Source organism: Sphingobium xenophagum NBRC 107872 (assembly GCF_000367345.1).
Taxonomy (GTDB): domain Bacteria; phylum Pseudomonadota; class Alphaproteobacteria; order Sphingomonadales; family Sphingomonadaceae; genus Sphingobium; species Sphingobium xenophagum.
In genome coordinates this window covers 1-23,606 of record NZ_BARE01000005.1, presented here as the reverse complement: position 1 = coordinate 23,606, position 23,606 = coordinate 1, and the positions used below count along the sequence as shown (strand labels likewise).

Genomic DNA, 23,606 nt, shown 5'->3' with positions numbered 1-23,606 from the left:
GCGCTTCGCGACGGAACGGCCTAGCGCCCTGACGAGTCTATGTCTTTCATGAACGATCGCCCCCAAACCCCGTTGCTCGACCAGGTGATCTGGCCGTCCGACCTGCGCGCCCTCAAGCCGGAGCAGCTGCGGCAACTTGCCGACGAACTGCGGCAGGAAGTGATCGCCGCTGTCGGCGTCACTGGCGGCCATCTGGGATCGGGGCTTGGCGTGGTCGAATTGACGACCGCCATCCACTACGTGTTCGACACGCCCAATGACAAGCTGATCTGGGACGTGGGGCATCAATGCTATCCCCACAAAATCCTGACCGGACGGCGCGACCGCATCCGCACTTTGCGTCAGGGCGGCGGCCTGTCGGGCTTCACCAAGCGCGCCGAATCCGATTTCGACCCGTTCGGCGCGGCGCATAGCTCCACGTCGATCAGCGCGGCTCTGGGCTTCGCCATCGCCAACAAGATGCAGGACCGGCCAGGCAAGGGCATCGCCGTCATCGGCGACGGCGCGATGTCGGCGGGCATGGCCTATGAGGCGATGAACAATGCGCAGGCGGCGGGCAATCGCCTGATCGTCATCCTGAACGACAATGACATGTCGATCGCCCCCCCGGTTGGCGGCCTGTCGGGCTATCTCGCGCGGCTCGTGTCCAGCCGCGAATTTCTGGGCCTGCGAGACCTTGCGAAGAAGCTGGCGCGCAAGCTGCCCCGCCCGCTCCACAATGCCGCGCGCAAGACCGACGAATTCGCCCGGGGCATGGCGATGGGCGGCACCCTGTTCGAGGAACTGGGCTTTTACTATGTCGGCCCGATCGACGGCCATAATCTCGACCAGTTAATCCCCGTGCTGGAAAATGTCCGCGACGCTGCCGAAGGGCCGTGCCTGGTCCATGTCGTCACGCAAAAGGGCAAGGGCTATGGCCCCGCCGAAGCGGCCGATGACAAATATCATGGCGTCCAGAAATTCGACGTCATCACCGGCACCCAGGCCAAGGCACCGCCCGGCCCGCCCAGCTATACCAATGTCTTTGCCCAGGCGCTGATTGCCGAGGCGCAGCGCGATCCAGCCGTCTGCGCCATCACCGCCGCCATGCCGTCCGGCACCGGGCTGGACAAATTCGCGACCGCTTTTCCCGACCGCTGCTTTGACGTCGGCATCGCCGAACAACATGCCGTCACCTTTGCCGCGGGCCTCGCCGCGCAGGGGATGCGGCCCTTCTGCGCCATCTATTCGACCTTCCTGCAACGCGCCTATGATCAGGTCATCCATGACGTCGCGATCCAGAATCTGCCCGTCCGATTCGCCATCGACCGCGCGGGTCTGGTCGGCGCGGACGGATCGACCCATGCGGGCAGTTTCGACGTCACCTATCTCGCCACCCTGCCCAACATGGTGGTGATGGCGGCGGCGGACGAAGCGGAACTGGTCCATATGACCCATACCGCCGCCTGCCATGACAGCGGGCCGATCGCGCTGCGCTATCCGCGCGGCAACGGCACCGGCGTCGCCATGCCCGCCGTTCCGGAGCGTCTGGACATCGGCAAGGGCCGCATCGTGCGCGACGGGCGGCAGGTCGCCATCCTCTCGCTCGGCACAAGGCTGGAAGAGGCGCTCAAAGCCGCCGAGGCTCTGGAAGCGCGCGGCCTGTCCACCACCGTCGCCGACCTGCGCTTTGCCAAGCCGCTCGACGAAGCGATGATCCGCCGCCTGCTCACCACCCATGAAGTCGCCGTGACGATCGAGGAAGGCGCGATCGGCGGCCTTGGCGCGCATGTGCTGACGCTGGCCAGTGACCTTGGCCTCATCGACAACGGCCTGAAACTGCGCACCCTGCGCCTGCCGGACCTGTTTCAGGATCAGGACAAGCCCGAAAAACAATATGCCGACGCGCGCCTGGACGCCGACGCCATCATCGACACGGTGCTGACGGCATTGCGCCACAACAGCGTAGGAACCGAAGCGCGGGCCTAAAAAATTCTCCACCTTCCGGGGGAGGGTATGATAAACTTACTTTGCTCCGTTCGTTTCGAGCGAAGTCGAGAAACATCATGCACAGGTTTCTCGACTTCGCTCGAAACGAACGGAGCTGGGCGCTTCACGCGGGAAAGCAGCTATCGCAACAAAAAAGGGGCCATTCGGCCCCTTTTCCATTCCCTATTACTGCGGCGTTGCGGCTCGTGCGTCCTGACCGTCGCCTTCGGGGGCGGCGATAATGTCGCGGGTGGTCGCGCCCTTGTCGACCACTTCGGTGCCCGGATCGCCAGCGGTCGAGCGGATGCCCGCCGCCGCATTGGCGCGACCGGCAGCGTTCAGCGTCGACGTTTCGGTCGCGCTGCGCTGCGCGGGGCCACCGAACATCGCTTCCATCGCCGCCTTGCTCGAATCGACCGCATTGGACGAAGGCGAGCCGGGCGCGGGCGGCACCAGCGCGAAGTCTGGTGGGATCACCAGCGGCGCCTGACGCGACACCGCAAATTCATCGGGACGTTCGCGGTTGAACAGCCCGCCGCCGCCGCCGCAGGCCGACAGGGTGGTGAGCAGACCGGCGGCAAGGATCAGTTTAAGCTTCACTTCAAAGTCTCCGTATTTGCGCCCTTGTCGCGCAGCAGCAACGCCCGCGCAAGCAGGATCAGCACGCCGATGGTGATCGCTGCGTCAGCCAGGTTGAAAATCAGGAAGGGCCGCCAGTCGCCAAAATGCAGGTCGGCATAATCAACGACATAGCCCAGCCTTATCCGGTCGACGATATTGCCGATGGCGCCGCCTAGGACCAGCCCCAGCGCCGCGACATCCTGCCGCGCCTTTTCGCGCCACATCCACACGCCCACAAATCCGGCGATCAATATGGTCATGCCCACCAGCCCCCAGCGCATCAGGTCGGTGTCGGCGTGAAAGAAGCCCATCGACACGCCGCGATTTTCCAGCCAGCGCAGGCGGAAGATCGGCAATATCTCGATCCCCAGATCCGCCCGGCTCTTGAGCGCCAGCGGATAGGTGACGGCATATTTAATGAGCTGGTCGAGCGCCAACGTCACGATCGCGACGGTCAGGCCCAGCGGGCGGTGGTTGATAGGATTAGTCATCGATCAAACCCAGCGACTGGAAAAAACGTGCTCCCGCGAAGGCGGGAGCCCAGCTCGGACGGCACGACTAGGCTCCCGCCTTCGCGGGAGCACGTTGTTCCATGCCTATTCATAGCGCAACAACGGCGTCACACCGGCCGCACAGCGCGCCATCTTCGGTGACTTCGGGCAGCAAGCGCCAGCAACGGCCGCATTTGTGCCATTCGCTGGGACGGACGCTGATGCCGTCGCCCTCGCCCATCGTCACCCGCGCGACGATCGCCACTTCAGCGAAATCGACGTCGCCCACGGCCAGCACCTGCCCCATGGTGACATCGGCCTCCAGGCTGGAACGCACGATCTTTTCGCGCCGCAACGGCTCGATCGCCTCGTTGACCTGTTCGCGCTGGCTGCGCAACTCGGTCCATTTCTCGTCCAGATGCGCGTTGATCCAGTGATGGTCGATCTCCGGCCATTCCAGAAAATGCACGCTTTCCTCGTCACTTGGGAAGCGGCTTTGCCATACTTCCTCCGCGGTGAAGGGGATGATCGGCGCGGCATAGCGGACCAGCGCGTGGAACAGCGTATCCAGCAATGTGCGATAGGCGCGGCGCTTGGGGTCCGACGGCGCGTCGCAATAGAGGCAGTCCTTGCGAATGTCGAAGAAGAAGGCCGACAGGTCGCTATTGGCGAAATCGAACAGCGCGCGGGTATAGCGGCTGAATTCCAGCCAATTCTCGCTGTCCGCTGCCTTGTCGACAACGCTGCGCAATTCCGCGTCCAGCGTCGCCAGCCGGTGGAGCATATAGCGCTCCAGCTCCGGCATTTCGGCGTAGGACACGGCTTCGGTCTCTTCATCATAATCGGAAAGAGCGCCCAGCATGTACCGGAAAGTATTGCGCAATTTGCGATAGGCGTCGGACGATCCGGCCAGCACTTCCTTGCCGATCCGCACATCGTCGAAATAGTCGGTGCTCGCGACCCATACGCGCAATATGTCCGCGCCGCTTTCGCCCATGATCTTGAGCGGATCGACGACATTGCCAAGGCTCTTGGACATTTTGCGCCCGGTCCCGTCGAGCGCGAAGCCATGGGTCAGCACTGCCTTGTACGGCGCCTGCCCCCGCGTGCCGCAGCTTTCGAGCAGCGATGACTGGAACCAGCCGCGATGCTGGTCCGATCCTTCGATATACAGGTCGGCGCGCGCGCCCTCGCCATAGCGGGCCTCCACCACGAAACTATGGGTCGACCCGGAATCGAACCACACGTCGAGAATGTCGGTGATGACCTCATAGTCGGCCAGATCATGATCCGGCCCCAGCAGCGCCTGATGATCCGCCCCGAACCAGGCATCCGCGCCGCCCGCCTTGAACGCTTCGACGATGCGGGTATTGACCGCCGGATCAACCAGATACTGCCCACTCTTGCGATGCACATAGAGCGCGATCGGCACGCCCCAGGCGCGCTGGCGGCTGATCACCCAGTCGGGACGCCCTTCGACCATGGACCGGATACGGTTGGTCGAGCGCTCCGGCACCCAGCGGGTGTTCTGGATCGCATCGAGCGCCACGCCGCGCAGCGTCGGCCCGTTGGTCGGCAGCGCCGTCGCCAGCGCGCCGGTAACCGGCTCCAGCGGCGGCAGCGGATAGTCCATCACCTGACCGCTCGGCTTGTCCATCGGAATGAACCATTGCGGCGTGCAGCGATAGATGATCCGCGCCTTCGACCGCCAGCTATGGGGATAGCTATGCCTGAACTCGCTGGCCGACAGCAGCGCACCAGCCGCGCGCAGGTCAGTGCAGATCGGACCGTCCGCGCCGTTGAACTTGGTGTTGATGACGCTGCCCTGCCCCGGCAACCACTCCCAATCGTCGCGATAGAAACCAGCATCATTGACCGCAAACACCGGGTCGATGCCCAGCTTCTTGCAGGCGATGAAATCCTCCTCGCCATGATCGGGGGACATATGGACAAGGCCCGTACCCGCATCGGTGGTGACATGATCGGCGGGCAGGAAGGGACGCGGGCGGGCGAAGAAGCCGCCGAGTTCGTGCATTGGGTGACGGGCGACGGCTCCGGCGAGGTCGGTGCCTTTGAAAGTCTTCAAGATTTCAAAGGCTGCAATACCATGATCGGCAACCTGAGACGTCAAATTCGGCACTAACCGATGATAAAAATCTTCCCATAAACCAGCAGCAACCAAATACCGGCGCCGAACATAATCTTGATGCCCAATTTCAACTAAGCCGTATTCAATCCCCTCCCCAAACGCGATCGCCTGGTTCACCGGGATCGTCCAGGGCGTCGTCGTCCAGATCACCGCGTGCGCGCCAACCAGTTCCGGCGCATTGGGCGCTTCCACAATCTCGAACGCCACGTCGATCTGCGTCGACACGACATCCTCATATTCCACCTCAGCCTCGGCCAGCGCGGTCTTTTCGACCGGGGACCACATCACCGGCTTGGCCCCGCGATACAGTTGGCCGCTTTCCGCGAATTTCAGCAATTCGCCCACGATCGTCGCTTCGGCGTCGAACTTCATGGTCAGGTACGGATCGGCCCAGTCGCCCATCACGCCCAGACGCTTGAACTGCTCCTTCTGCACGCCCACCCATTTGTCGGCATAGGCGCGGCACTGGGCGCGGAACTCGGCGGCGGGCACCTCATCCTTGTTCAGCTTCTTCTTGCGATACTCCTCCTCGATCTTCCATTCGATCGGCAGGCCATGGCAGTCCCAGCCGGGCACATAGGGCGCATCCTTGCCGAGCAGCGATTGGCTGCGGACGATGATGTCCTTGAGCACCTTGTTCATCGCATGGCCCATATGGATGTCGCCATTGGCGTAGGGCGGCCCATCATGCAGGATGAAGCGTTCGCGCCCCTTGCGCCGCTCGCGCAGCCGGTCATACAGACCCATCGCCTCCCACTTGGCCGCGATCGCGGGTTCCTTCTGCGCCAGGCCGGCCTTCATCGGAAAGTCGGTGACGGGCAGGAAAACGGTGGACTTATAGTCAGGTGCGTCGGTCATAATGGGTCCGGTATCTGCTAATGACCGTTCGCCCTGAGCGAAGTCGAAGGGCTCGACCGACCGATAGGGAGGTCACTTCGCTCCGCTCAGTAGAAGGCTTCGACTTCGCTCAGCCCGAACGGGTGAGAAAACAAGCCGCCATTAAGCGACGTAAGGCGTTCCCGCAAGGATTTGCCGTGCAGCCTCGCAGTCCAGCGCGATCTGCGCCATCAGCGCGTCCAGCCCGTCATATTTCGCCTCCGGCCGCAGGAACGCGATCAGTTGCACGGCAATGCACTGGCCATACAGGCTTTCGGCAAAATCGAAGAAATGCGGTTCCAGCAATTCCTTGGGCGGATCGAAGGTCGGGCGGATGCCCAGATTCGCCGCCCCGTCCAGCACGCGCCCGTCCGGCAACATCCCGCGCACCGCATAAATGCCATAGGCCGGGCGCAAATAGCTGCCCATATCGACATTGGCGGTGGGAAAACCGATCGTCCGGCCCAGCTTGTCGCCATGCTGCACCTCCCCCTCGATCGCGAAGGGCCGGGTCAGCAGCCGGGTCGCGGTGGCGCAATCGCCCGCCTGCAACGCCGCGCGGATGCGGCTGGAGGAAATCACCGCCCCGTCCGCATCGGTCACCGGCGCAACCGCCTGCGCCCACATGCCCCATGGCGCGCCCAGTTCGGACAAGAGCGCCACGGAACCGGCGCGCCCCTTGCCAAAGGTGAAATCCTGCCCGGTGACGACCCCCGCAATGCCCATATCGGCGGCCAGCAGGCGCACGAAAGCCTGCGGCCCAAGCGCGGCCAGTTGGGGGGTAAAGGCGAACACCATCATCGCGTCTGCCCCGGCGGCGGCGAACAGGGCCGCCCGCTGGTCCAGCGTCGTCAGGCGAAAATGGGGCGTGTCGGGCCGGAACAACCGCATCGGATGCGGATCGAAGGTCGCGACGATGACCGGGCGCCCCTCGGCGCGGGCGCGGTCTATCGCATGGCCGACCACGGCCTGATGCCCGGCGTGAAACCCGTCAAAATTGCCCAGCGCCATGATGGCCCCGCGCAAATGCGCCGGGACCGGGGCGCCGCTTGTCAGCCGCTCCATGGCGCGGCCTATAGGGGGCATCCCGGCCAAGAGCAATGACCGAGACCCCTCTCGCGAACGCCCGCAATCCTCAGTCGTCAGCCACCACGCAGGAAGGTGATGAGATCGGCATTCAGCCGGTCAGGCACGGTCGCGAACAGGCCATGGGGCTCGCCCTCATATTCCAGCCATTGCGCGCCGGCGATCCCCGCCGCCGCCGCGCGACCGCTGGGGTCGATCGGCACGGTCTTGTCACCGCTGCCATGGATCACCAGCGTGGGGACAGTGAAGCTTGCCAGGTCAGGACGGAAATCGGTGCGACCGAAGGCATCGACACAGGCAATGGTAGCCAGCGGGCTGGCCATGATGCCCAGCGCGAAACTCCAGTCCATCAAACCCTTGCTGACCGGGCTGGTCACCCAGCCAACGCCATAGAAATCCTTGGCGAAACTCTGGAGGAAGTCGAAGCGATCCTTGCGGATATCTTCCTGCATCCCGGCAAACACATGCTCCTCCACGCCATCGGGATTGTCAGCGGTCTTGAGCAGATAGGGCACGACGGACGACACCAGCACAGCTCGGTCCACCCGCGCGGCACCATGGCGGGTCAGGTAACGGGCAATCTCGCCCCCGCCCATCGAAAAGCCGACCAGGCTGACGCGCGGCAAGCCCAGATGGGCGATCAGGTCGGCCAGATCGTCGGCGAATATGTCATAGGTATAGCCGGTCGCAGGATGGCTGCTCTGGCCAAAGCCACGCCGATCATAGGTGATGACCTGATGCCCAGCCTCGACCAGCGCGACGGTCTGATATTCCCACATATCGCCGGTCAGCGGCCAGCCGTGGATCAGGATGACGGGCGGGCCTTCTCCGGCCACCTTATACTGGATATGCGCGCCGTCGCGTGTGTCTAAAATGGGCATGGATGCAGTCCTCTATCCGGGGACTGCCTTAACCTGCGGAAACAGCGCCCTGTTCCGAACCGATGCGACAAAGAGAGACGAAACTATAGGCGGGCCGATCGTCGACGGCCTCATGCGCTTCCCGCGCCACTTCCACCCAGTCCGCCGGATCGGGATAGGCGATGCTGGCATCCCCCACCGCGTCCAGATGCACTTCGGTCAGCTCGATTCGATGGGCGACGTCCAGGAACAATCGATAGATTTCCGCCCCGCCAATCACCATCACGCCCGGCGCATTGGCCAGCGCCAGCGCGCCCGCGACATCATGCGCAACCTCCGCCCCTGCCCCGCTCCATGTTCGGTCGCGGGTCAGGACGATATGGCGACGCCCCGGCAGCAGTCCCGGCAGGCTGTCGAACGTCTTGCGCCCCATGATCATCGGATGCCCCAGCGTCAGCGCCTTGAACCGCTTGAGGTCCGCCGGCAGCCGCCAGGGCAGATCGCCATCCCGCCCGATCACGCCATTGTCGGCGCGGGCCAGGATCAGCACGATCTCGCTCACAGCGTCAGCCGCGTGACATGCCCCATCTTGCGCCCCGGCCGCGCTTCATGCTTGCCATAAAGGTGCAGATGGTTGGCCGGATCGGACAGGATCGCCTGCCAGTCATGCGCCGCTTCGCCGATCAGGTTGCGCATCTCCACCCGGCGCGCCGCCAGCGCGGTGTCGCCCAGCGGCAGCCCGCAAATCGCACGGACATGATTTTCAAACTGGCTGGTCACCGCACCCTCGATCGTGCCATGCCCGCTATTATGGACGCGCGGCGCCATTTCGTTGAACACCGGGCCGTCGGCACTGGCGAAAAATTCGCAGGTCAAAACGCCGACATAGTCCAGCGCATCGGCAATTTTCCGCGCCAGCGCGCGGGCGGCAGGCACCTGCCCCTCGATCAGCGGCCCGGCGGGCGTGGTCGACGTGTCGAGGATGCCGTCGACATGGACATTGGCCGAACTGTCCCAGAAGCGCACCTCACCGTCCGCCCCGCGCACCAATATGACCGAAAATTCCTCGGCAAAGGTCACGAAGCCTTCCAGTATCGCGCTCTGCCGGCCGATCGCATTCCATGCACCGACCGCATCGCCCGGCTCGTTGATCCGCGCCTGCCCCTTGCCGTCATAGCCCATGCGATTGGTTTTCAGGATCGCGCGGCTGCCGACCTGCGCGATCGCCGCCTCCAGATCGTCCAGATCCTCGACCGGCGCGAAGGGCGCGGTCAGCCCGCCCAGATCGCACACGAACCGCTTTTCCGCCAGCCGGTCCTGCGCCACCCGCAACGCCTGCGCACCCGGACGCACCAGCCCATGGCTGGCCAGCACCTCGACCGCCGCGGGATCGATATTCTCAAATTCATAGGTGACGACATCGACGCCATCGGCAAAGGCCGCCAGCGCCGCTGCGTCCTCATAATCGCCCCGCGTCCAGCGCGGCGACACGTCGGCGGCGGGGCCGCTCTCTTCCGGCGCGTAGATGGCGGTGCAATAGCCCAGCTGCGCGGCGGCGATGGCGATCATCCGCCCCAACTGGCCGCCGCCTAGGATGCCGATGGTCGAACCGGGCGCGATGCTCGTCATGGGGCCGCTTAGTCCTCCACCGTTTCGGCGACCGCATCGGTCTGCTTCGTGCGCCAGGCGTCCAGTCGCCCGGCCAGTTCAGGATCATTGGTCGCCAGGATCGCGGCGGCCAGCAGCCCGGCATTGATCGCGCCCGGCTTGCCGATCGCCAGCGTCGCCACGGGAATGCCGCCGGGCATCTGGACGATCGACAGCAGCGAATCCATGCCCTTCAGCGCCTTCGATTCGACCGGCACGCCCAGCACCGGCAGGCGCGTCATGGACGCGCACATGCCCGGCAGATGCGCCGCCCCGCCCGCGCCCGCGATGATGACCTTCAGGCCGCGGCTCACCGCGCTCGTCGCATAATCATACAGCCGCTGCGGGGTGCGGTGCGCCGACACCACCTTGCATTCATGGGGCACGCCCAGCGCGTCCAGCGTTTCGGCGGCATGGCGCATCGTGTCCCAGTCGGACCGCGACCCCATGATGATGCCGACCTCGATTGCCCCGCTCATGCCCGTGCTTCCCCTCATGGCGCGGCCTTCACGGTGCCGCCCGGAAAGCAAAGCCCCTTAGCGACCGGGTCGCCGGGGGGCAATGTCGTATTTCCTCCCCGAACCCGGCGTGCTCCCGCGCAGACGGGAGCACACAGCCCTTACCGCTCCGACAGATAATAGCGCTCGATCGCGCTCAGATCGTCGGCCAGTTCGTAAACGATCGGCTGACCCGTCGGAATTTCCAGTTCGGTAATCTCGTCGTCGGGAATGTTCGACAGATGCTTGACCAGCGCGCGCAGCGAATTGCCATGGGCGGAAATCAGCACCCGCTTGCCTGCCTTCAGGTCGGGCGCGATGCGGCTTTCCCAATAGGGCAGCACGCGGGCGATCGTATCCTTCAGGCTCTCGGTCGATGGAATGGCGATGCCCGCATAGCGGCGGTCCTTGCTCAGGTCGAACTCGCTGCCCGCTTCCAGCACCGGCGGCGGAATGTCGAAGCTGCGGCGCCAGATCTTGACCTGCGCGTCGCCATGCTTGGCCGCCGTCTCCGCCTTGTCCAGGCCGGTCAGCCCGCCATAATGACGCTCGTTCAAGCGCCAGTCCTTCTCCACCGGCAGCCACAGCCGTCCCATTTCCTCCAGCGCCAGGTTCAGCGTCTTGATCGCGCGGGTCTGGAGCGAGGTATAGCATTGGTCGAAATCCAGCCCCTTGGCCTTCATCAACTGTCCCGCCGCCCGCGCTTCGCCCACGCCCTTCTCGGTCACGTCCACGTCCCACCATCCGGTGAAGCGGTTTTCCAGATTCCATGACGACTGGCCATGACGGATAAGGACGAGTGTGGGCATCGGGCATGTCTCCTGCACAAGAGCGGACAATATGAGTTCCCATCACGGAACGGCGGCATAATTCTCCAACCCCTCCTCCGTTCGGGCTGCGCTTGTCGAAGCCTTCTCCTTCTCTTGAAGAAGGGCGGCCCTTCGACAGGCTCAGGGCGAACGGGGGTGGGTAGGCCGTGATTATGCAACGATCCCCATAGCGGCCAAAATCGACCGCGCAAGCTTGTCCAGCCCGCCTGTACCCCCACATTGCAGTCGACAGGGCGATGGGCTAGCCATGGCAGATCGGGCAGAAGGAACACCTACTTGGCATTTGTGAAGGGCGCGTGGCGCATATTGGTCGCGATCAAGGACGGACTGGTCCTGCTGTTCCTGCTCCTCTTCTTCGGCGCGCTCTATGCCGCCCTCTCCTTCTCGCCAAAACCCGTCGCCGGCATCAGCGCGGGCGCTCTGCTGCTCGACCTCAACGGCACCATCGTCGAACAGCCGGCGGAGGTTGATCCTTTCGCGCTGCTGTCGGGGTCGGGCCCGCAGATGAAGGAATATCGCCTGTCCGACATCGTCACCGCGCTCGATGCGGCCAGGACGGATGGCAAGGTCAAGGCGGTCGTCCTGAACCTGGATGGCTTCATGGGCGGCGGTCAGGTCGCCATCGCCCGCGTTGGCCAGGCGCTCGACGCCCTGCGCGCCGCGAAAAAGCCGGTGCTGGCCTATGCCACCCTCTATACCGATGACAGCTATCTGTTGGCCGCCCATGCCAGCGAAGCGTGGAGCGATCCGCTGGGCGGCGTCGCGATCATGGGCCGGGGCGGATCGGGCCTCTATTATAAGGGGCTGATCGACAAGCTGGGCGTCAACACCCATGTCTATCGCGTCGGCACCTACAAGAGCTTCGTCGAACCCTTTATCCGGGCCGATCAGTCCCCCGAAGCCAAGCAGGCCAATCAGGCGCTGGCCGACGCGCTGTGGCAAAACTGGCGCGATGACGTCGCCAAGGCGCGGCCAAAGGCGAAGATCGCCGCCTATGCCGCCGACCCGGTCGCCGCCGCCCGCGCCGCCAACGGCAATATGGCGCAGGCCGCCCTGTCCGCGGGCCTGATCGACAAGCTGGGCGACGCCACCGCCTTTGGCACGCGCGTCGCGGAGATTGCGGGCGACGCCTCCGATGCAAAGGCGGGCGGTTTCGCCACGATCGACCTTGCCGCCTATGTCAAGGCGCGCATGCCCGCCAATGACGGCCAGATCGGCGTGCTGACGATCGCGGGCGACATCGTCGATGGCGAAGCCGGTCCCGGCACTGCGGCGGGCGACACCATCTCCGATCTGCTGCTGACCGCGCTCAATGAAAAGGATCTGAAAGCCCTCGTCGTCCGCGTCGATTCGCCCGGTGGATCGGTCATGGCCTCGGAAAAGATCCGCTCCGCCATTCTTCAGGCCAAGGCGGACGGCCTGCCCGTCATCGTCTCCATGGGCAATGTCGCGGCCAGCGGCGGCTATTGGGTGTCCACCCCCGCCGACATGATCTTTGCGGAACCGGACACCATCACCGGCTCGATCGGCGTGTTCGGCATCCTGCCCAGCTTTGAAGGCTCGCTCGCCAAGATCGGCGTCACGACGGACGGCGTCGCCACCACGCCCCTGTCGGGCCAGCCCGACCTTGCCGGCGGCACATCCCCGCAATTCGACGCAATCATGCAGATGGGGGTGGAGGACATCTACCGCCGCTTCGTCGGCATCGTCGCGCAATCGCGCCACAAGACCCCGGCGCAGATCGACGCGATTGCGCAGGGCCGCGTCTGGGACGGCGGCACCGCGCGCCAGAACGGCCTTGTCGACCGCTTCGGCGGGCTGGAGGACGCCATCGCCGAAGCCGCCCGCCGCGCGAAAATCGACCCCAAAACCGCCCGCGCCTATAATATCGAAAAGACGCCCGACAAATGGGCCGCCTGGATCGAGGCGATGGCCGAGCGCGACACCGACGACGCAGGCGCGCCCCGCGACATGCTGGCGCGCCAGGCGATGGTCCAGCGCGGCTGGGCGATGCAGGCCGTCGCCGACGTCAAGGCGCTCGTCACCGGCGCAGGCATCCGCGCCGACTGCCTGGAATGCCGCAGCTACGGCGCGCCGAAGCTGCGCAACGCAGCGGAAGAACGTGGCATGATGGCGATGATCGCCGGGTTGTGGCGCTGACATTCTTCCCCGCCCGCTTGCGGGAGGGGCAGCGAGACTTTCGCGCGCAGCGCGTTAGTCGCAGCGGGGTGGGCAATGTCGCTTGAAGCGATTCAACCAACAAGCGAGAACATCCATGCGGTTTCATCCTGCCCCTTTTCTGGCTCTTTGGATGGCCGCTTGCGGCGCGGCTGACCCGATTGCGTTCGATCAGCTAGAAATTCGGGCGCCCGGATTGGAAATCATCATTGATGACGACGGCACAGGGCAGTTCAACCAATCATTCCAGAACAAGCGTGGGCGTTTCAAGCTTTCGCATCAACAATTTGCGAATTTGGTGAAACGGATGGAGCCATTTCGCCTTTCGGACGAAACCATGAGGGGAACCGAAGTCTCTGATTTTCTTAAGTCAGGCATCCGCTGTGACGGAGACCATGTCACCGACAATGGCGGCATTTCATTGCATTGGCTGGGACCGTCCGTAGATCAGTTTTACATCGTGGATTATGGATGCGACCGCGAAAGACATGCGGCAAGAAACACGGAGCTTCGGGCAATTCTCGCGTCTCTGCCTGTCCCTGACCCAGATGGATTGCCCTAAATCCTTGCGACGGCAAATTGACGTAAAGGATCGTTCAGCGTCTTACCCATCTTCATCCCGATACACCGGCAACCCCAGCCCGCGCCAAATCGCCACCGCGCGCAACACGAACCCGATCAGCGCCGCTATCACCCCCGCCACCGGCACGTCCAGCCCGGCCAGCCGCAACCCGACGAACAGCCCCGCCGCGACCGCCGCCGCCGTCACATAAAGTTCGGGCCGCAACAGGATCGACGGCTCCCCCGCCAGCAGATCGCGCATGATGCCGCCGACGCAGCCGGTCACTACGCCCATCATCCCGGCGACGAAGGGTGGCACGCCAAAGCTCATCGCCTTGGCCGCGCCGAACACCGCGAACGCCGCCAGCCCGATCGCGTCCAGCCAGTCGAGCGCCCGTTCGCTCCAGAAACGGCGCGGCGTACACCACACGATCACCGCCGCGCACATGCAGGTGATGGCGGGCGCGGCATCCACGACCCAGAATACCGGCGCCCCGATCAGCAGATCGCGCAACGTGCCGCCACCCACCCCGGTGACCAGCGCGAAAAAGGCGAATGTCACCAAAGTCTGCCGCAACCGCGCCGCCGCCAACGCGCCCGACGCGGCAAAAACAAAGGTGCCGACGATGCTGAGCGTTTCCAGCACCGGGCCGATCGATGTGGCGAGGAGGGGCGTGGACGGGAGCATGGCTATATACTTACATCCGTTACAATATTTCCGTGTTCCCGCGCAGGCGGGAACCCAGTTCGGACGGCGGGCCTGGGTTCCCGCCTGCGCGGGAACACGCTGCTCAACTATGCCATGCCCCCTATTTCCGCCCCTTTTCCCCCGCCAGCCGGCTCATCAATATCGCCGCGCGCTTGGCCTGGCGCTTCATGCTCGACAGGTCGGCCTGTTCCGCCGGGCTGTGATCGCCGGTCGACGTCACGCCCAGCCCCACCAGCCCGTCCGTATCCTGCGCGACGAAGCTGATGTCACCCGCGCCGCGCTTCAACGGATCGAGTTCGGGCATCTGCGCCAGCCCCAGATCGGCATTGACCCCGTTCAGCTTGGCCAGCAGCGCGCGATTGCCCGCCGTGGGTGCCATCGACGGATAGCCCATGTCGAATGCAATGCGCGCCGATGTGCCCGGCAGATGGTTCGCCCCGACGATCGCCTCCATCTTCGCGCGCACCCGCGCCGTCTGCTCTTCGCTCAGCGTTCGGAAATCGCCCTTTGCCACCGCGATGGGCGGGATGATATTGGTCTTGCCCGTCACCGCGATCCGCACGCCGTCCTTGTCCACATCGGCGCTCTGCCCGCCGCCGATCAGCCCGACATTGAAGGTCAGATTGGGTTCGGGCAGTTCCTTGCGAAACGCGACGATGATCCGCGCCAGTTCATAGATCGCGCCATCGCCCGCGCTGGCGGAAAAAATCCCCGAACTATGCCCCGACTTTCCGCTCGCGGTCAGCGTCCAGCTGTTGGAGGATCGGCGCGCGATCGACCCCATATCCTTACCGTCCTCCTGGGACAGCCCCTCGAAATCCAGCGCGACATCGGCGCGCTTGCCCGCAGCAATCAGGTCGGCCCGCGCGATGCTGATCGGATCGCCCGAATTTTCCTCGTCCCCGGTCAGCACCACCTCGATATTCGCAGCTTTGAGCGTGCCTGCCGCCTGCATGGCTTTAAGCGCCAGCAGCATCGTCACCACGCCGCCCTTGTCGTCCGCCACGCCCGGCCCCCGCGCTAGATCACCCTTGCGCTCGAACTTTTGAAACGGCGAATCCGGCTCAAACACGGTATCGAGATGCCCGATCAGCAGCATCTTCGTGGTCCCGGCCCGTCCCTTGTGCACCGCGATCAGATGCCCGGCGCGCTTGGCCGCATCCATTGGCTGCCATGTCACGGCAAAGCCCAGTCTCTCGAACTCAGGCCGCAGCATGTCGGCCACCGCCTTCACCCCGGCCAGGTTCATCGAACCGCTATTCTGGTTCACCAGTTTTTCGAGCAGGCCGATCGCGGGTTCATAGCCCGCCTCCACACTGGTGCTGATCGTGCGTTCGGCGGGCGACAGCGCCGCCCCGGCGGGCGCCCCCGCCAACAGCATCGCCCCCGCAATCAGGCCTGCCCGCATTCTCACTTGGCCAGTTCCGTCTCGATCGCCGCGACCAGCGCCGCGTCGTCTGGCGCGGTCGTCGGCGCAAAACGCGCAGCCACACTGCCATCCTTGGCGATCAGGAATTTCTCGAAATTCCACAGCACTTCGGGCGCCGGATTGGGGGTCATGCCATAGCCTTTCAGCTTCTCGCGAAACGCATCGCCCTCGCCCTGCGCTTCCGGCACGGCGCTGGTCAGCGCGGCATAGAGCGGATGCTTGTCCGGCCCGGTGACCACGATCTTCTCGAACATCGGGAAATCGACGCCGAAATTGGTGGTGCAAAATGTCGCGATCTCGTCGTTCGTCCCCGGCTCCTGCGCGCCGAAATCATTGGCGGGAAAGCCTGCGACCACCAGCCCCTTGTCCTTATAGTCGGCGTAGAGCTTTTCCAGCCCTTCATATTGCGGCGTCAGCCCGCATTTGGACGCGACATTGACCGCCAGCACCACCTTGCCCGCATAATCGGCGAGCGATGCGTCAGTGCCCTTGATGGTCTTGAGGGGGATATGCTGAATGTCCGTCATCTCGTCGTCTCCTGTGAAATTTGCGTGGACCTTGCCACTATATCGCCGCCCCGAACAGATGCCCCGCACCCGCCGTCACCGCCATCGCCAGCGCGCCCCAGAACAGGGTCCGGCCCATTGATCGCACCACCTGCGCCCCGCCCAACCGCGCGCCGACATAGCCCAGCAGCGCGAGGCACAGCAGGCTCAGGCAGACAATCGCCATGATCGCGCTGCCCGCGGGCGCGATCGCCGCGACCAGAACCGGCGGCGCAGCCCCCATGGCAAAGCTGCCCGCCGACGCCAGCGCCGCCTGCACCGGACGGGCCGTCGCAATATCGGAAATGCCCAGCTCGTCGCGGGCATGCGCGCCCAGCGCGTCGGCCTCCATCAACTGTCGCGCCACTTGCCCCGCCAGGTCGGGCGTCAGGCCACGCTCGACATAAATGTCGCGCAGTTCGGCCCATTCCTGTTCGGGTTGCACGGCCAATGCATGCCGTTCCTTGGCCAGGTCGGCGCGTTCGGTATCCGATTGCGCGCTGACGGACACATATTCCCCCGCCGCCATCGACATCGCCCCCGCGACCAGCGCGGCAACGCCGGTCAGCAGGATCGTCTGACCGTCCGCCCCCGACGCCGCGATCCCGGTCATCAGGCTGGCGGTGGACACGATCCCGTCATTGGCCCCCAGCACCGTCGCGCGCAGCCAGCCGACGCGATTCACATAATGAACGGCATGGTGCGACTGGTCGATTGCCGTGTCCATTGGTCAGCCCCCGTTACGATCCTGCCCCACCCTGCCGTCGGTTTGGCGCGAAGTCGAGTGTCCCATGATACGTGCTCCCGCGCAGGCGGGAGCCCAGTCCCACGCTATCGACTAGGCTCCCGCCTGCGCGGGAGCACGACAGCCTACCCCGCCAAACCCTCGGCCTTCTCCGCCAGTTCCAGCCAGCGCATTTCCGCCGCCTCTTTCTCGGCCCGCGCCTTTTCGATCGCGCCGGTCAGCGCGTCGAACCGCTTGCGGTCGCGGGTGTAAAGCGCCGGGTCCGCCAGCATATCCTCGTCCCGCGCGATCGCCGCCTCCAGTTCCTCGACCCGCTTGGGCAGCAGCTCCAGGTCGCGCTGGTCCTTGTAGCTCAGCTTCGCCGACAAGGGCTTTGGCTGCGGAGGCGCGGCGGCGGCCTTCTTCTCGACCTTGACGGCCTTGCGCGGATCGCGCTTGGCGATCCAGTCGGCATAGCCGCCCACGATCACATCGACCTTGCCCGATCCGTCCAGCCCCAGCGTCACCGTCACCGTGCGGTCCAGAAAGTCGCGGTCATGGCTGACGATCAGCACCGTGCCGTCATAATCGGCAATCACTTCCTGCAACAGGTCGAGTGTTTCCAGATCCAGGTCGTTGGTCGGCTCGTCCAGCACCAGCAGGTTGGATTCGCGCGCAAATTCGCGCGCGAACAGCAGGCGCGAACGCTCCCCGCCCGACAGCGTGCCCACCTTCGCCTCGGCCAGCGAAGGATCGAACAGAAAATCCTTGAGATAGCCATGGACATGCTTGCGCACGCCCCGCACATCGATCCAGTCGCCCCCTTCGGCCAGCACTTCGCGGACCGTCTTGTCGCCCTGCATCAGGCTGCGCTGCTGGTCGATGAAGATCATGTCCAGCGTCTTGGCCTGGCTCACCGTGCCGCTGTCGGGCTGCAATTCGCCGGTCAGCATCTTCAGCAAGGTCGTCTTGCCCGCGCCATTGCCCCCGACAATGCCGATCCGGTCGCCGCGCTGCACGCGCAGCGACAGATTGTCGATGATGACCCTTTCACCAGCTCCGTTCGTGTCGAGCGAAGTCGAGACACCGTCGCGCTGCCGCTTCTCGACTTCGCTCGAAGCGGACGGAGACCGGGGGAAACGCTTGGTCGCATGTTCGACCTTGATGACGCTCTTGGTCTTGCTGTCGTCGCTCGCCACCGCGATCTTGGCGACGCCCTGCGGCCCGTTCATCGCCGCGCGCGTCTCGCGCATTTCCCACAGCTTGGCCAGCCGCCCCTGGTTGCGCTTGCGCCGCGCGGTGACGCCCCGCTCCAGCCAGTGCGCCTCGATCTTCAGCTTGGCGTCCAGCTTCTCCGCCGCCCGCGCCTCTTCGGCATAGACCGCTTCCATCCACTGCTCGAAACCGCCAAAGCCGATCTCGTTGCGCCGCATCTGCCCCCGGTCCAGCCACAGCGTCTGGCGCGTCAGCCGCGTCAGGAAGGCGCGGTCATGGCTGATGACGATGAAGCCGCCATTATAACGCGCCAGCCAGTTTTCCAGCCAGTCGATCGCGGCAATGTCCAGATGGTTGGTCGGTTCGTCCAGCAACAGCAGGTCCGGTTCGCTCGCCAGCGCGCGGGCGATCGCCGCCCGCCGCCGCTCGCCGCCGCTCGCCGTTTTCGCCTCGCGCGACAGGTCTATCCCCAACTGGTCGGCAATCGCCTCGACCTCATGGGCGGGCGGCGCAAATTCGCCCGCCAGCGCGAAATCATGCAGCGTCGCAAAGGCGCTGACGTCCGGGTCCTGTTCCAGCGTGATGATCCGCGCGCCCGGCTGCACCGACCGCACGCCTTCATCGGCCTCGATCTGACCGCCCAGCAGTTTGAGCAGGGTCGTCTTGCCCACGCCGTTGCGCCCGATCAGCGCGAGCCGATCACGCGCGCCGACATGAATATCCATCCCGCGAAACAGCCAGTGGCTGCCCTGCGAAAGGCCAAGATTTTCGAACGAAAGAAGAGGTGCTGCCATGCCCGTGCAGCTAGTCGCAAGATCACGATGGAGCAAGCATATCCTCCCCGGCGCAAGGCGTCACCGACATGGGGAGGACACGGAACCCCAACCTGTCTGACGGCTTTCAACGCATGTCAGCGTCCATTCATCGCAGCCGTCCCACCATTACGGCATCCAAACAGGAGTGTTCCCTTCATGAAATCCGCCCTCGCCATCATGGCGCTCGCCGCTTCGTCGCTCCCGATGGCCGCCATCGCCCAGACCAGCGTGACCCTTGCCGAAACCGCGCCGGTGGTCACCCTCAACGTCACCGAAAGCGTCGAGGGGTCGCCCGACATCGCCACCGTGGGCACCGGCGTCCAGACGCGCGCGCCCACCGCGCAGGCGGCGATGCAGGACAATGCCGCCAAGACGGAAAAGCTGATCGCCGCCCTCTCCCGCGCTGGCATCGCCAGGAAGGATATCCAGACCAGCGGTATCAACCTGTCGGCGCAATATGATTATAACCAGCGCGACGGCGAACCCGCCGGCCCGCGCTTCATCGGCTATGAAGCGTCCAACCAGCTCAGCGTCAAACTGCGCGACATCAGGAAGGTCGGCCCCCTGCTCGACGCCATGGTGGCCGCGGGCGCGACCAACATCAACGGCCCGACCTTCGCGATCGACAATCCCGCGCCGATGCTGGCGCAGGCGCGCGGCGCGGCACTCAAGAGCGCGAAGGCCCAGGCCGATTTCTATGCGCAGGCCGCTGGCTACCGCACCGCCCGCCTCCTCTCCATCGCCGAAAGCAACAGCGGCGGCCAGCCCCCCATGCCCATGCTGCAAAGCGCCCGCTTCAAGGCCGATGCCGCCGCCGCCACCCCGGTCGAACCCGGCCAGGTCAGCGCGTCGGTGACGCTCACGGTGCAATACGCACTGGAAAAGTAAAAACCTCAATCCTCCCCTGCAAGGGGAGGTGGCAACGCGAAGCGTTGACGGAGGGGTGTCACCCTCTCGATAGGGCGACACCCCTTCGTCTGACCTGCGGCCAGCCACCTCCCCGCCGGGGGGAGGATGAAATAGCGCAAACACCTCACCCTCCCCCATTCACCACCTGTTCAATGCCTGTCGCCTATGCCATGCCCATGACAATGATGCGCAAAAGCCTGATCGCCGGAATCATCGCCATGGGGGCCGCACTCGCGCTGGTCCCGGTCGCCGACGCTGGAGGACGCCGCGACGAGCAGGACGCCGCGCGCCGGGCCATGCTCGACGGGCAGGTCATGCCCTTTGCCATGATCAAGCGCCGCGTCGATTCGCAGATGAACGGGGCCAGCTATGTCGGCAGCGAATTCGACCCTTCCTCCAACCGCTATCGCCTCAAATATGTGAAGGACGGAAAGGTCATGTGGGTTGATGCGGACGGCCGGACAGGCAATATCATCGGCTGGGCGCGCTGACCGCGCCTGACACAGAAAAGAAACGGAACAGCCCATGCGTCTGCTGATCGTCGAGGATGAACCAAGTCTGGGCCAGCAGCTCAGGAACACGCTGGAGGGTGCTGGCTATGCCGTCGACCTCGCCACCGATGGCGAGGATGGGCATTTCCTCGGCTCCACCGAAAATTACGATGCGGTCGTGCTCGACCTGGGCCTGCCGACCATTGACGGCCTGACGGTGCTGGACCGCTGGCGCAAGGAGGGCCGCGCCTTCCCGGTGCTGGTGCTTACCGCGCGCGACAGCTGGTCGGACAAGGTGGCGGGGCTGGACGCGGGCGCGGACGACTATCTCGCCAAACCCTTCCAGTCCGAAGAACTCATCGCCCGCCTGCGCGCGCTCATCCGCCGTGCGTCGGGCAATGCGTCGAGCGAACTCACCGCAGGCGACGTCCGCCTCGACACCCGTTCAGGCAAGGTGACGCTCAGCGGCGATCCGGTAAAGCTCACCGCGCAGGAATATAAACTGCTCTCCTACCTGCTCCATCACAAGGGCAAGGTGGTCAGCCGCACCGAATTGATCGAACATATTTACGATCAGGATTTCGACCGCGATTCCAACACGATCGAAGTGTTCGTCACCCGCATCCGCAAAAAACTGGGCGCCGACGTGATCACCACCATCCGCGGCCTGGGCTACAGCTTGGACGAGCCGGGGCGCTGACACCAAACCCGACATCCGTTCGGGCTGAGCGAAGTCGAAGCCTTCACCTGAACGCAGTGAAGGCACTTCGCTCCGCTCACCGGACCCCTTCGACTTCGCTCAGGGCAAACGGTAAAGTGGGATACGCATGACCGATCCCATCACCCCTCCCCCCGTCCGCTCCACCGGCTCGATCAGCCGCCGGATGATCGGCATTGCCGCGCTGTGGATCAGCGTGCTGCTGATCGGCGGCGGCGTGGCGCTGGACCGGGTGCTGTCGGACGCCATCACCCGCAATTTCGACGACGGCATGAATTATGTGCTGACCGCGATGATCGCCGCGTCGGAAATCGGCCCGGACGGCGAAGTCCTCTTCAACCGCGAACTGGCCGACCAGCGCTTTCTGGAACCCAATAGCGGCCTCTATTATCAGGTCAGCGCGAAGGGGCATGAGGATTGGCGCTCCCGCTCGCTCTGGGACCGCGCGATCAAGGTGCCGTTCGACCATCATGACCGCCGCCTCCACGTCTATGACAGCAAGCAATTTCCTGGCGAGGATTTGCGCATCATGGAACGCAGCGTGGTCCTGCCCGGATCGAACACGCGCTGGATGTTCATCGTGGCGCAGGCGCGCGCGGGCCTGAACGCCCAGATCCGCACGCTGCGCACCACGCTCGTGCAAAGCTTCGCGCTGCTCGCGCTTGGCCTGTTCGTGCTGGCCACGCTCCAGACCCTCTATGGCCTGCGCCCCCTGCGCAAGGTGCGGCTGGAAATCATCCGCATGCGCGATGGCCTCAAAAGCCGCGTCACCGAACCCATGCCCGCCGAAGTGCTGCCCATGGTGGAGGAACTCAACGCCCTGCTCGCCCACAATGAACGGCAGGCGGAAGAAGCGCGCACCCATGCGGGCAATCTCGCCCATGCGCTCAAGACCCCGCTGACCGTCATCATGAACGCGGCGACGGCCCAGTCGGCCGATCTTGGCGAAACCGTGATCCGCGAAGCCACCACCATGCGGCGGCAGGTCGATCATCACCTCGCCCGCGCCCGCGCCGTCGGTCGGCGGGGTGCCGCGCAAAGCCGCGCCGACGTCTGGGCCAGCCTCACCGCCGTCGAACGCGCCGTCGCCCGCCTCTATTCCCACGTCCGCGTCGACATGGACGGATCGAAGGACGCGGCCGTGCGCGTCGAGCGGCAGGATCTCGACGAAATGCTCGGCAATCTCGTCGAAAACGCCGCCAAATATGGTGGCGGCAGCGTGTTCGCCACCGTCCAGCGCGCGGGCGACATGGTCGAAATATTGGTCGAGGATGACGGCCACGGCATACCGGCGCAAGAACGCACCCGCATTTTCGACCGCGGCGTCCGCCTCGATTCCGGTAAGCCCGGCACCGGCCTTGGCCTCGCCATCGTCCGCGACGTCGCGGAAATCTACGGCGGCACCGTCACCCTGGAAGAAAGCGAGGATCTTGGCGGCCTCCTCGTGCGTCTGAGACTCCCCGCCGCCTAAAACCCCTTCTCCCCACGGGGGCGAAGTTGGATGAGGGGGCGGGACGCCAACGTCACCCTTGCCATCCACCCCAGCCCCTGCGAAGCAATAGCATCGCACGCATCATCCACCCCGGCCAGAACAGGAACCCCATGCGGCGGCACCTCTACCTCATCGCCGGTTTCGCCTCGCTGGGCCTGGGCACCATCGGCGCCTTCCTGCCGCTGCTGCCCACTGTCCCCTTCATGATCCTCGCCGCCTTCTGCTTCGCCCGCTCCAGCCCCGCGCTGGAGGCCAGGCTGCTCGACCACCGGATTTTCGGCCCCCATATCCGCAGCTGGCGGGAACGCGGCGCGATCAGCCGCCGCGGCAAGAAAGCCGCGCTCGCCGCCTTCGCCTTCAGCGCCACCCTCGCCCTCTTCCTCTCCCCCTGGCCCTGGTACCTCCTCCCCCTCACCGCCGCCCTGATCGGCGGCACCTGGATCTGGACCCGCCCGGAAGCGTGAGGGGCACAGGCAAAAGAACACCCGACACCCCTCACCCCGTCATCCCGGACTTGATCCGGGATCCATTCACGCAAGGCTAGCGATTGCGCGCGAGGGCAGAGCCAATGGATCCTGCCATCCGTCAGGATGACGACGACGATTGACAGCAGCCCCCACCCTTCTCCCCACGGGGGAGAAGGATACGCAGCCTTACCGATCGCTATGAGGTTAGGCGAAGTTGGAAGAGGGGGTTCGGCATTGGCGGCGCACACTACCAAGAGGCCACCACACCCACCTTCGCCACCCTCCGACCGGCGCAGCGTCCGCCATGACCCAAGAGGAGCGACAATAA

General features: G+C 64.8%; 22 protein-coding genes. 8 read left to right on the top strand and 14 right to left on the bottom strand.

What is annotated here, in order from left to right:
• The first annotated feature begins 39 nt into the window (after nucleotides 1-39).
• Nucleotides 40-1,968, top strand: coding sequence for a 1-deoxy-D-xylulose-5-phosphate synthase (gene dxs / locus SX1_RS02555; protein ID WP_019051783.1), 1,929 nt, complete (start codon nucleotides 40-42; stop codon nucleotides 1,966-1,968).
• A 186-nt stretch (nucleotides 1,969-2,154) separates the two neighbouring features.
• Here dxs and SX1_RS02550 read toward each other — a convergent pair whose 3' ends face one another.
• The 9 genes from SX1_RS02550 to gpmA form a co-directional block, all read right to left on the bottom strand.
• Nucleotides 2,155-2,568, bottom strand: a complete 414-nt coding sequence (locus SX1_RS02550; RefSeq protein WP_017181351.1) for a DUF3035 domain-containing protein — start codon at nucleotides 2,566-2,568, stop codon at nucleotides 2,155-2,157.
• A complete protein-coding gene (lspA, locus tag SX1_RS02545; RefSeq protein WP_019051782.1) occupies nucleotides 2,565-3,080 on the bottom strand; it encodes a signal peptidase II in 516 nt (171 codons plus the stop codon). Before lspA ends, SX1_RS02550 begins: the two co-directional genes overlap by 4 nt.
• A 109-nt stretch (nucleotides 3,081-3,189) precedes the next feature.
• Complete coding sequence (ileS, locus tag SX1_RS02540; RefSeq protein WP_019051781.1) at nucleotides 3,190-6,087, bottom strand: isoleucine--tRNA ligase; 2,898 nt, start codon at nucleotides 6,085-6,087, stop codon at nucleotides 3,190-3,192.
• 141 nt (nucleotides 6,088-6,228) lie between these two features.
• Nucleotides 6,229-7,170 (bottom strand): bifunctional riboflavin kinase/FAD synthetase, encoded by a 942-nt coding sequence (locus SX1_RS02535; RefSeq protein ID WP_019051780.1) that lies wholly within the window; start codon nucleotides 7,168-7,170, stop codon nucleotides 6,229-6,231.
• Between the two features lie 77 nt (nucleotides 7,171-7,247).
• Nucleotides 7,248-8,072 (bottom strand): alpha/beta fold hydrolase, encoded by an 825-nt coding sequence (locus SX1_RS02530; RefSeq protein ID WP_026149430.1) that lies wholly within the window; start codon nucleotides 8,070-8,072, stop codon nucleotides 7,248-7,250.
• A gap of 28 nt (nucleotides 8,073-8,100) precedes the next feature.
• Nucleotides 8,101-8,613 (bottom strand): dihydrofolate reductase, encoded by a 513-nt coding sequence (locus SX1_RS22340; RefSeq protein WP_019051778.1) that lies wholly within the window; start codon nucleotides 8,611-8,613, stop codon nucleotides 8,101-8,103.
• Complete coding sequence (locus SX1_RS02520) at nucleotides 8,610-9,680, bottom strand: 5-(carboxyamino)imidazole ribonucleotide synthase (protein WP_019051777.1); 1,071 nt, start codon at nucleotides 9,678-9,680, stop codon at nucleotides 8,610-8,612. Before SX1_RS02520 ends, SX1_RS22340 begins: the two co-directional genes overlap by 4 nt.
• A gap of 8 nt (nucleotides 9,681-9,688) precedes the next feature.
• Nucleotides 9,689-10,177: a 5-(carboxyamino)imidazole ribonucleotide mutase gene (gene purE, locus SX1_RS02515; RefSeq protein WP_017183666.1), complete on the bottom strand. Its 489-nt coding sequence runs from the start codon at nucleotides 10,175-10,177 to the stop codon at nucleotides 9,689-9,691.
• A gap of 140 nt (nucleotides 10,178-10,317) precedes the next feature.
• Nucleotides 10,318-11,004, bottom strand: coding sequence for a 2,3-diphosphoglycerate-dependent phosphoglycerate mutase (gene gpmA, locus SX1_RS02510; protein ID WP_019051776.1), 687 nt, complete (start codon nucleotides 11,002-11,004; stop codon nucleotides 10,318-10,320).
• Between the two features lie 297 nt (nucleotides 11,005-11,301).
• On the opposite strand from gpmA, the gene sppA reads away from it, so the two are divergent.
• Nucleotides 11,302-13,185 (top strand): signal peptide peptidase SppA, encoded by a 1,884-nt coding sequence (sppA, locus tag SX1_RS02505; RefSeq protein ID WP_019051775.1) that lies wholly within the window; start codon nucleotides 11,302-11,304, stop codon nucleotides 13,183-13,185.
• An 82-nt stretch (nucleotides 13,186-13,267) separates the two neighbouring features.
• The gene (locus tag SX1_RS02500; protein ID WP_157410081.1) at nucleotides 13,268-13,765 is read left to right on the top strand and encodes a hypothetical protein; all 498 of its coding nucleotides are present in this window, start codon (nucleotides 13,268-13,270) and stop codon (nucleotides 13,763-13,765) included.
• Nucleotides 13,766-13,807: 42 nt separating this feature from the next.
• Here SX1_RS02500 and SX1_RS02495 read toward each other — a convergent pair whose 3' ends face one another.
• The 5 genes from SX1_RS02495 to SX1_RS02475 form a co-directional block, all read right to left on the bottom strand.
• Entirely contained in the window at nucleotides 13,808-14,452 is a 645-nt protein-coding gene (locus SX1_RS02495; protein ID WP_019051773.1) for a trimeric intracellular cation channel family protein, read from the bottom strand.
• A gap of 121 nt (nucleotides 14,453-14,573) precedes the next feature.
• Nucleotides 14,574-15,881, bottom strand: coding sequence for a M20/M25/M40 family metallo-hydrolase (locus tag SX1_RS02490; RefSeq protein ID WP_019051772.1), 1,308 nt, complete (start codon nucleotides 15,879-15,881; stop codon nucleotides 14,574-14,576).
• A gap of 2 nt (nucleotides 15,882-15,883) precedes the next feature.
• The gene (locus SX1_RS02485; protein WP_019051771.1) at nucleotides 15,884-16,429 is read right to left on the bottom strand and encodes a glutathione peroxidase; all 546 of its coding nucleotides are present in this window, start codon (nucleotides 16,427-16,429) and stop codon (nucleotides 15,884-15,886) included.
• Between the two features lie 37 nt (nucleotides 16,430-16,466).
• On the bottom strand, nucleotides 16,467-17,174 hold the full coding sequence (locus tag SX1_RS02480) for a VIT1/CCC1 transporter family protein (RefSeq protein WP_019051770.1): 708 nt from the start codon (nucleotides 17,172-17,174) through the stop codon (nucleotides 16,467-16,469).
• A gap of 143 nt (nucleotides 17,175-17,317) precedes the next feature.
• Nucleotides 17,318-19,180: an ABC-F family ATP-binding cassette domain-containing protein gene (locus tag SX1_RS02475; RefSeq protein WP_019051769.1), complete on the bottom strand. Its 1,863-nt coding sequence runs from the start codon at nucleotides 19,178-19,180 to the stop codon at nucleotides 17,318-17,320.
• Between the two features lie 177 nt (nucleotides 19,181-19,357).
• Between SX1_RS02475 and SX1_RS02470 the strand changes: the two genes are divergently transcribed.
• From SX1_RS02470 to SX1_RS02450, 5 genes are all read left to right on the top strand, one after another.
• Nucleotides 19,358-20,089, top strand: coding sequence for an SIMPL domain-containing protein (locus SX1_RS02470; RefSeq protein ID WP_019051768.1), 732 nt, complete (start codon nucleotides 19,358-19,360; stop codon nucleotides 20,087-20,089).
• A gap of 173 nt (nucleotides 20,090-20,262) precedes the next feature.
• Nucleotides 20,263-20,601, top strand: a complete 339-nt coding sequence (locus SX1_RS02465) for a hypothetical protein (RefSeq protein WP_019051767.1) — start codon at nucleotides 20,263-20,265, stop codon at nucleotides 20,599-20,601.
• Nucleotides 20,602-20,635: 34 nt separating this feature from the next.
• Entirely contained in the window at nucleotides 20,636-21,301 is a 666-nt protein-coding gene (locus tag SX1_RS02460) for a response regulator transcription factor (RefSeq protein WP_006953141.1), read from the top strand.
• Between the two features lie 184 nt (nucleotides 21,302-21,485).
• Nucleotides 21,486-22,790, top strand: a complete 1,305-nt coding sequence (locus tag SX1_RS02455) for a sensor histidine kinase (RefSeq protein ID WP_017182726.1) — start codon at nucleotides 21,486-21,488, stop codon at nucleotides 22,788-22,790.
• Nucleotides 22,791-22,921: 131 nt separating this feature from the next.
• Nucleotides 22,922-23,275, top strand: a complete 354-nt coding sequence (locus SX1_RS02450; protein WP_017182727.1) for a YbaN family protein — start codon at nucleotides 22,922-22,924, stop codon at nucleotides 23,273-23,275.
• The last annotated feature ends 331 nt before the right edge of the window (nucleotides 23,276-23,606 follow it).

What these genes read in the sequence shown, in the direction of transcription:
- dxs (WP_019051783.1), top strand. Translation starts at nt 40, where the DNA reads ATGTCTTTCATGAACGATCGCCCCCAAACCCCGTTGCTCGACCAGGTG.
- lspA (WP_019051782.1), bottom strand. Translation starts at nt 3,080, where the DNA reads ATGACTAATCCTATCAACCACCGCCCGCTGGGCCTGACCGTCGCGATC.
- ileS (WP_019051781.1), bottom strand. Translation starts at nt 6,087, where the DNA reads ATGACCGACGCACCTGACTATAAGTCCACCGTTTTCCTGCCCGTCACC.
- SX1_RS02535 (WP_019051780.1), bottom strand. Translation starts at nt 7,170, where the DNA reads ATGGAGCGGCTGACAAGCGGCGCCCCGGTCCCGGCGCATTTGCGCGGG.
- SX1_RS02530 (WP_026149430.1), bottom strand. Translation starts at nt 8,072, where the DNA reads ATGCCCATTTTAGACACACGCGACGGCGCGCATATCCAGTATAAGGTG.
- SX1_RS02520 (WP_019051777.1), bottom strand. Translation starts at nt 9,680, where the DNA reads ATGACGAGCATCGCGCCCGGTTCGACCATCGGCATCCTAGGCGGCGGC.
- purE (WP_017183666.1), bottom strand. Translation starts at nt 10,177, where the DNA reads ATGAGCGGGGCAATCGAGGTCGGCATCATCATGGGGTCGCGGTCCGAC.
- gpmA (WP_019051776.1), bottom strand. Translation starts at nt 11,004, where the DNA reads ATGCCCACACTCGTCCTTATCCGTCATGGCCAGTCGTCATGGAATCTG.
- SX1_RS02495 (WP_019051773.1), bottom strand. Translation starts at nt 14,452, where the DNA reads ATGCTCCCGTCCACGCCCCTCCTCGCCACATCGATCGGCCCGGTGCTG.
- SX1_RS02490 (WP_019051772.1), bottom strand. Translation starts at nt 15,881, where the DNA reads ATGCGGGCAGGCCTGATTGCGGGGGCGATGCTGTTGGCGGGGGCGCCC.
- SX1_RS02485 (WP_019051771.1), bottom strand. Translation starts at nt 16,429, where the DNA reads ATGACGGACATTCAGCATATCCCCCTCAAGACCATCAAGGGCACTGAC.
- SX1_RS02480 (WP_019051770.1), bottom strand. Translation starts at nt 17,174, where the DNA reads ATGGACACGGCAATCGACCAGTCGCACCATGCCGTTCATTATGTGAAT.
- SX1_RS02475 (WP_019051769.1), bottom strand. Translation starts at nt 19,180, where the DNA reads ATGGCAGCACCTCTTCTTTCGTTCGAAAATCTTGGCCTTTCGCAGGGC.
- SX1_RS02470 (WP_019051768.1), top strand. Translation starts at nt 19,358, where the DNA reads ATGAAATCCGCCCTCGCCATCATGGCGCTCGCCGCTTCGTCGCTCCCG.
- SX1_RS02465 (WP_019051767.1), top strand. Translation starts at nt 20,263, where the DNA reads ATGCCTGTCGCCTATGCCATGCCCATGACAATGATGCGCAAAAGCCTG.
- SX1_RS02460 (WP_006953141.1), top strand. Translation starts at nt 20,636, where the DNA reads ATGCGTCTGCTGATCGTCGAGGATGAACCAAGTCTGGGCCAGCAGCTC.
- SX1_RS02455 (WP_017182726.1), top strand. Translation starts at nt 21,486, where the DNA reads ATGATCGGCATTGCCGCGCTGTGGATCAGCGTGCTGCTGATCGGCGGC.
- SX1_RS02450 (WP_017182727.1), top strand. Translation starts at nt 22,922, where the DNA reads ATGCGGCGGCACCTCTACCTCATCGCCGGTTTCGCCTCGCTGGGCCTG.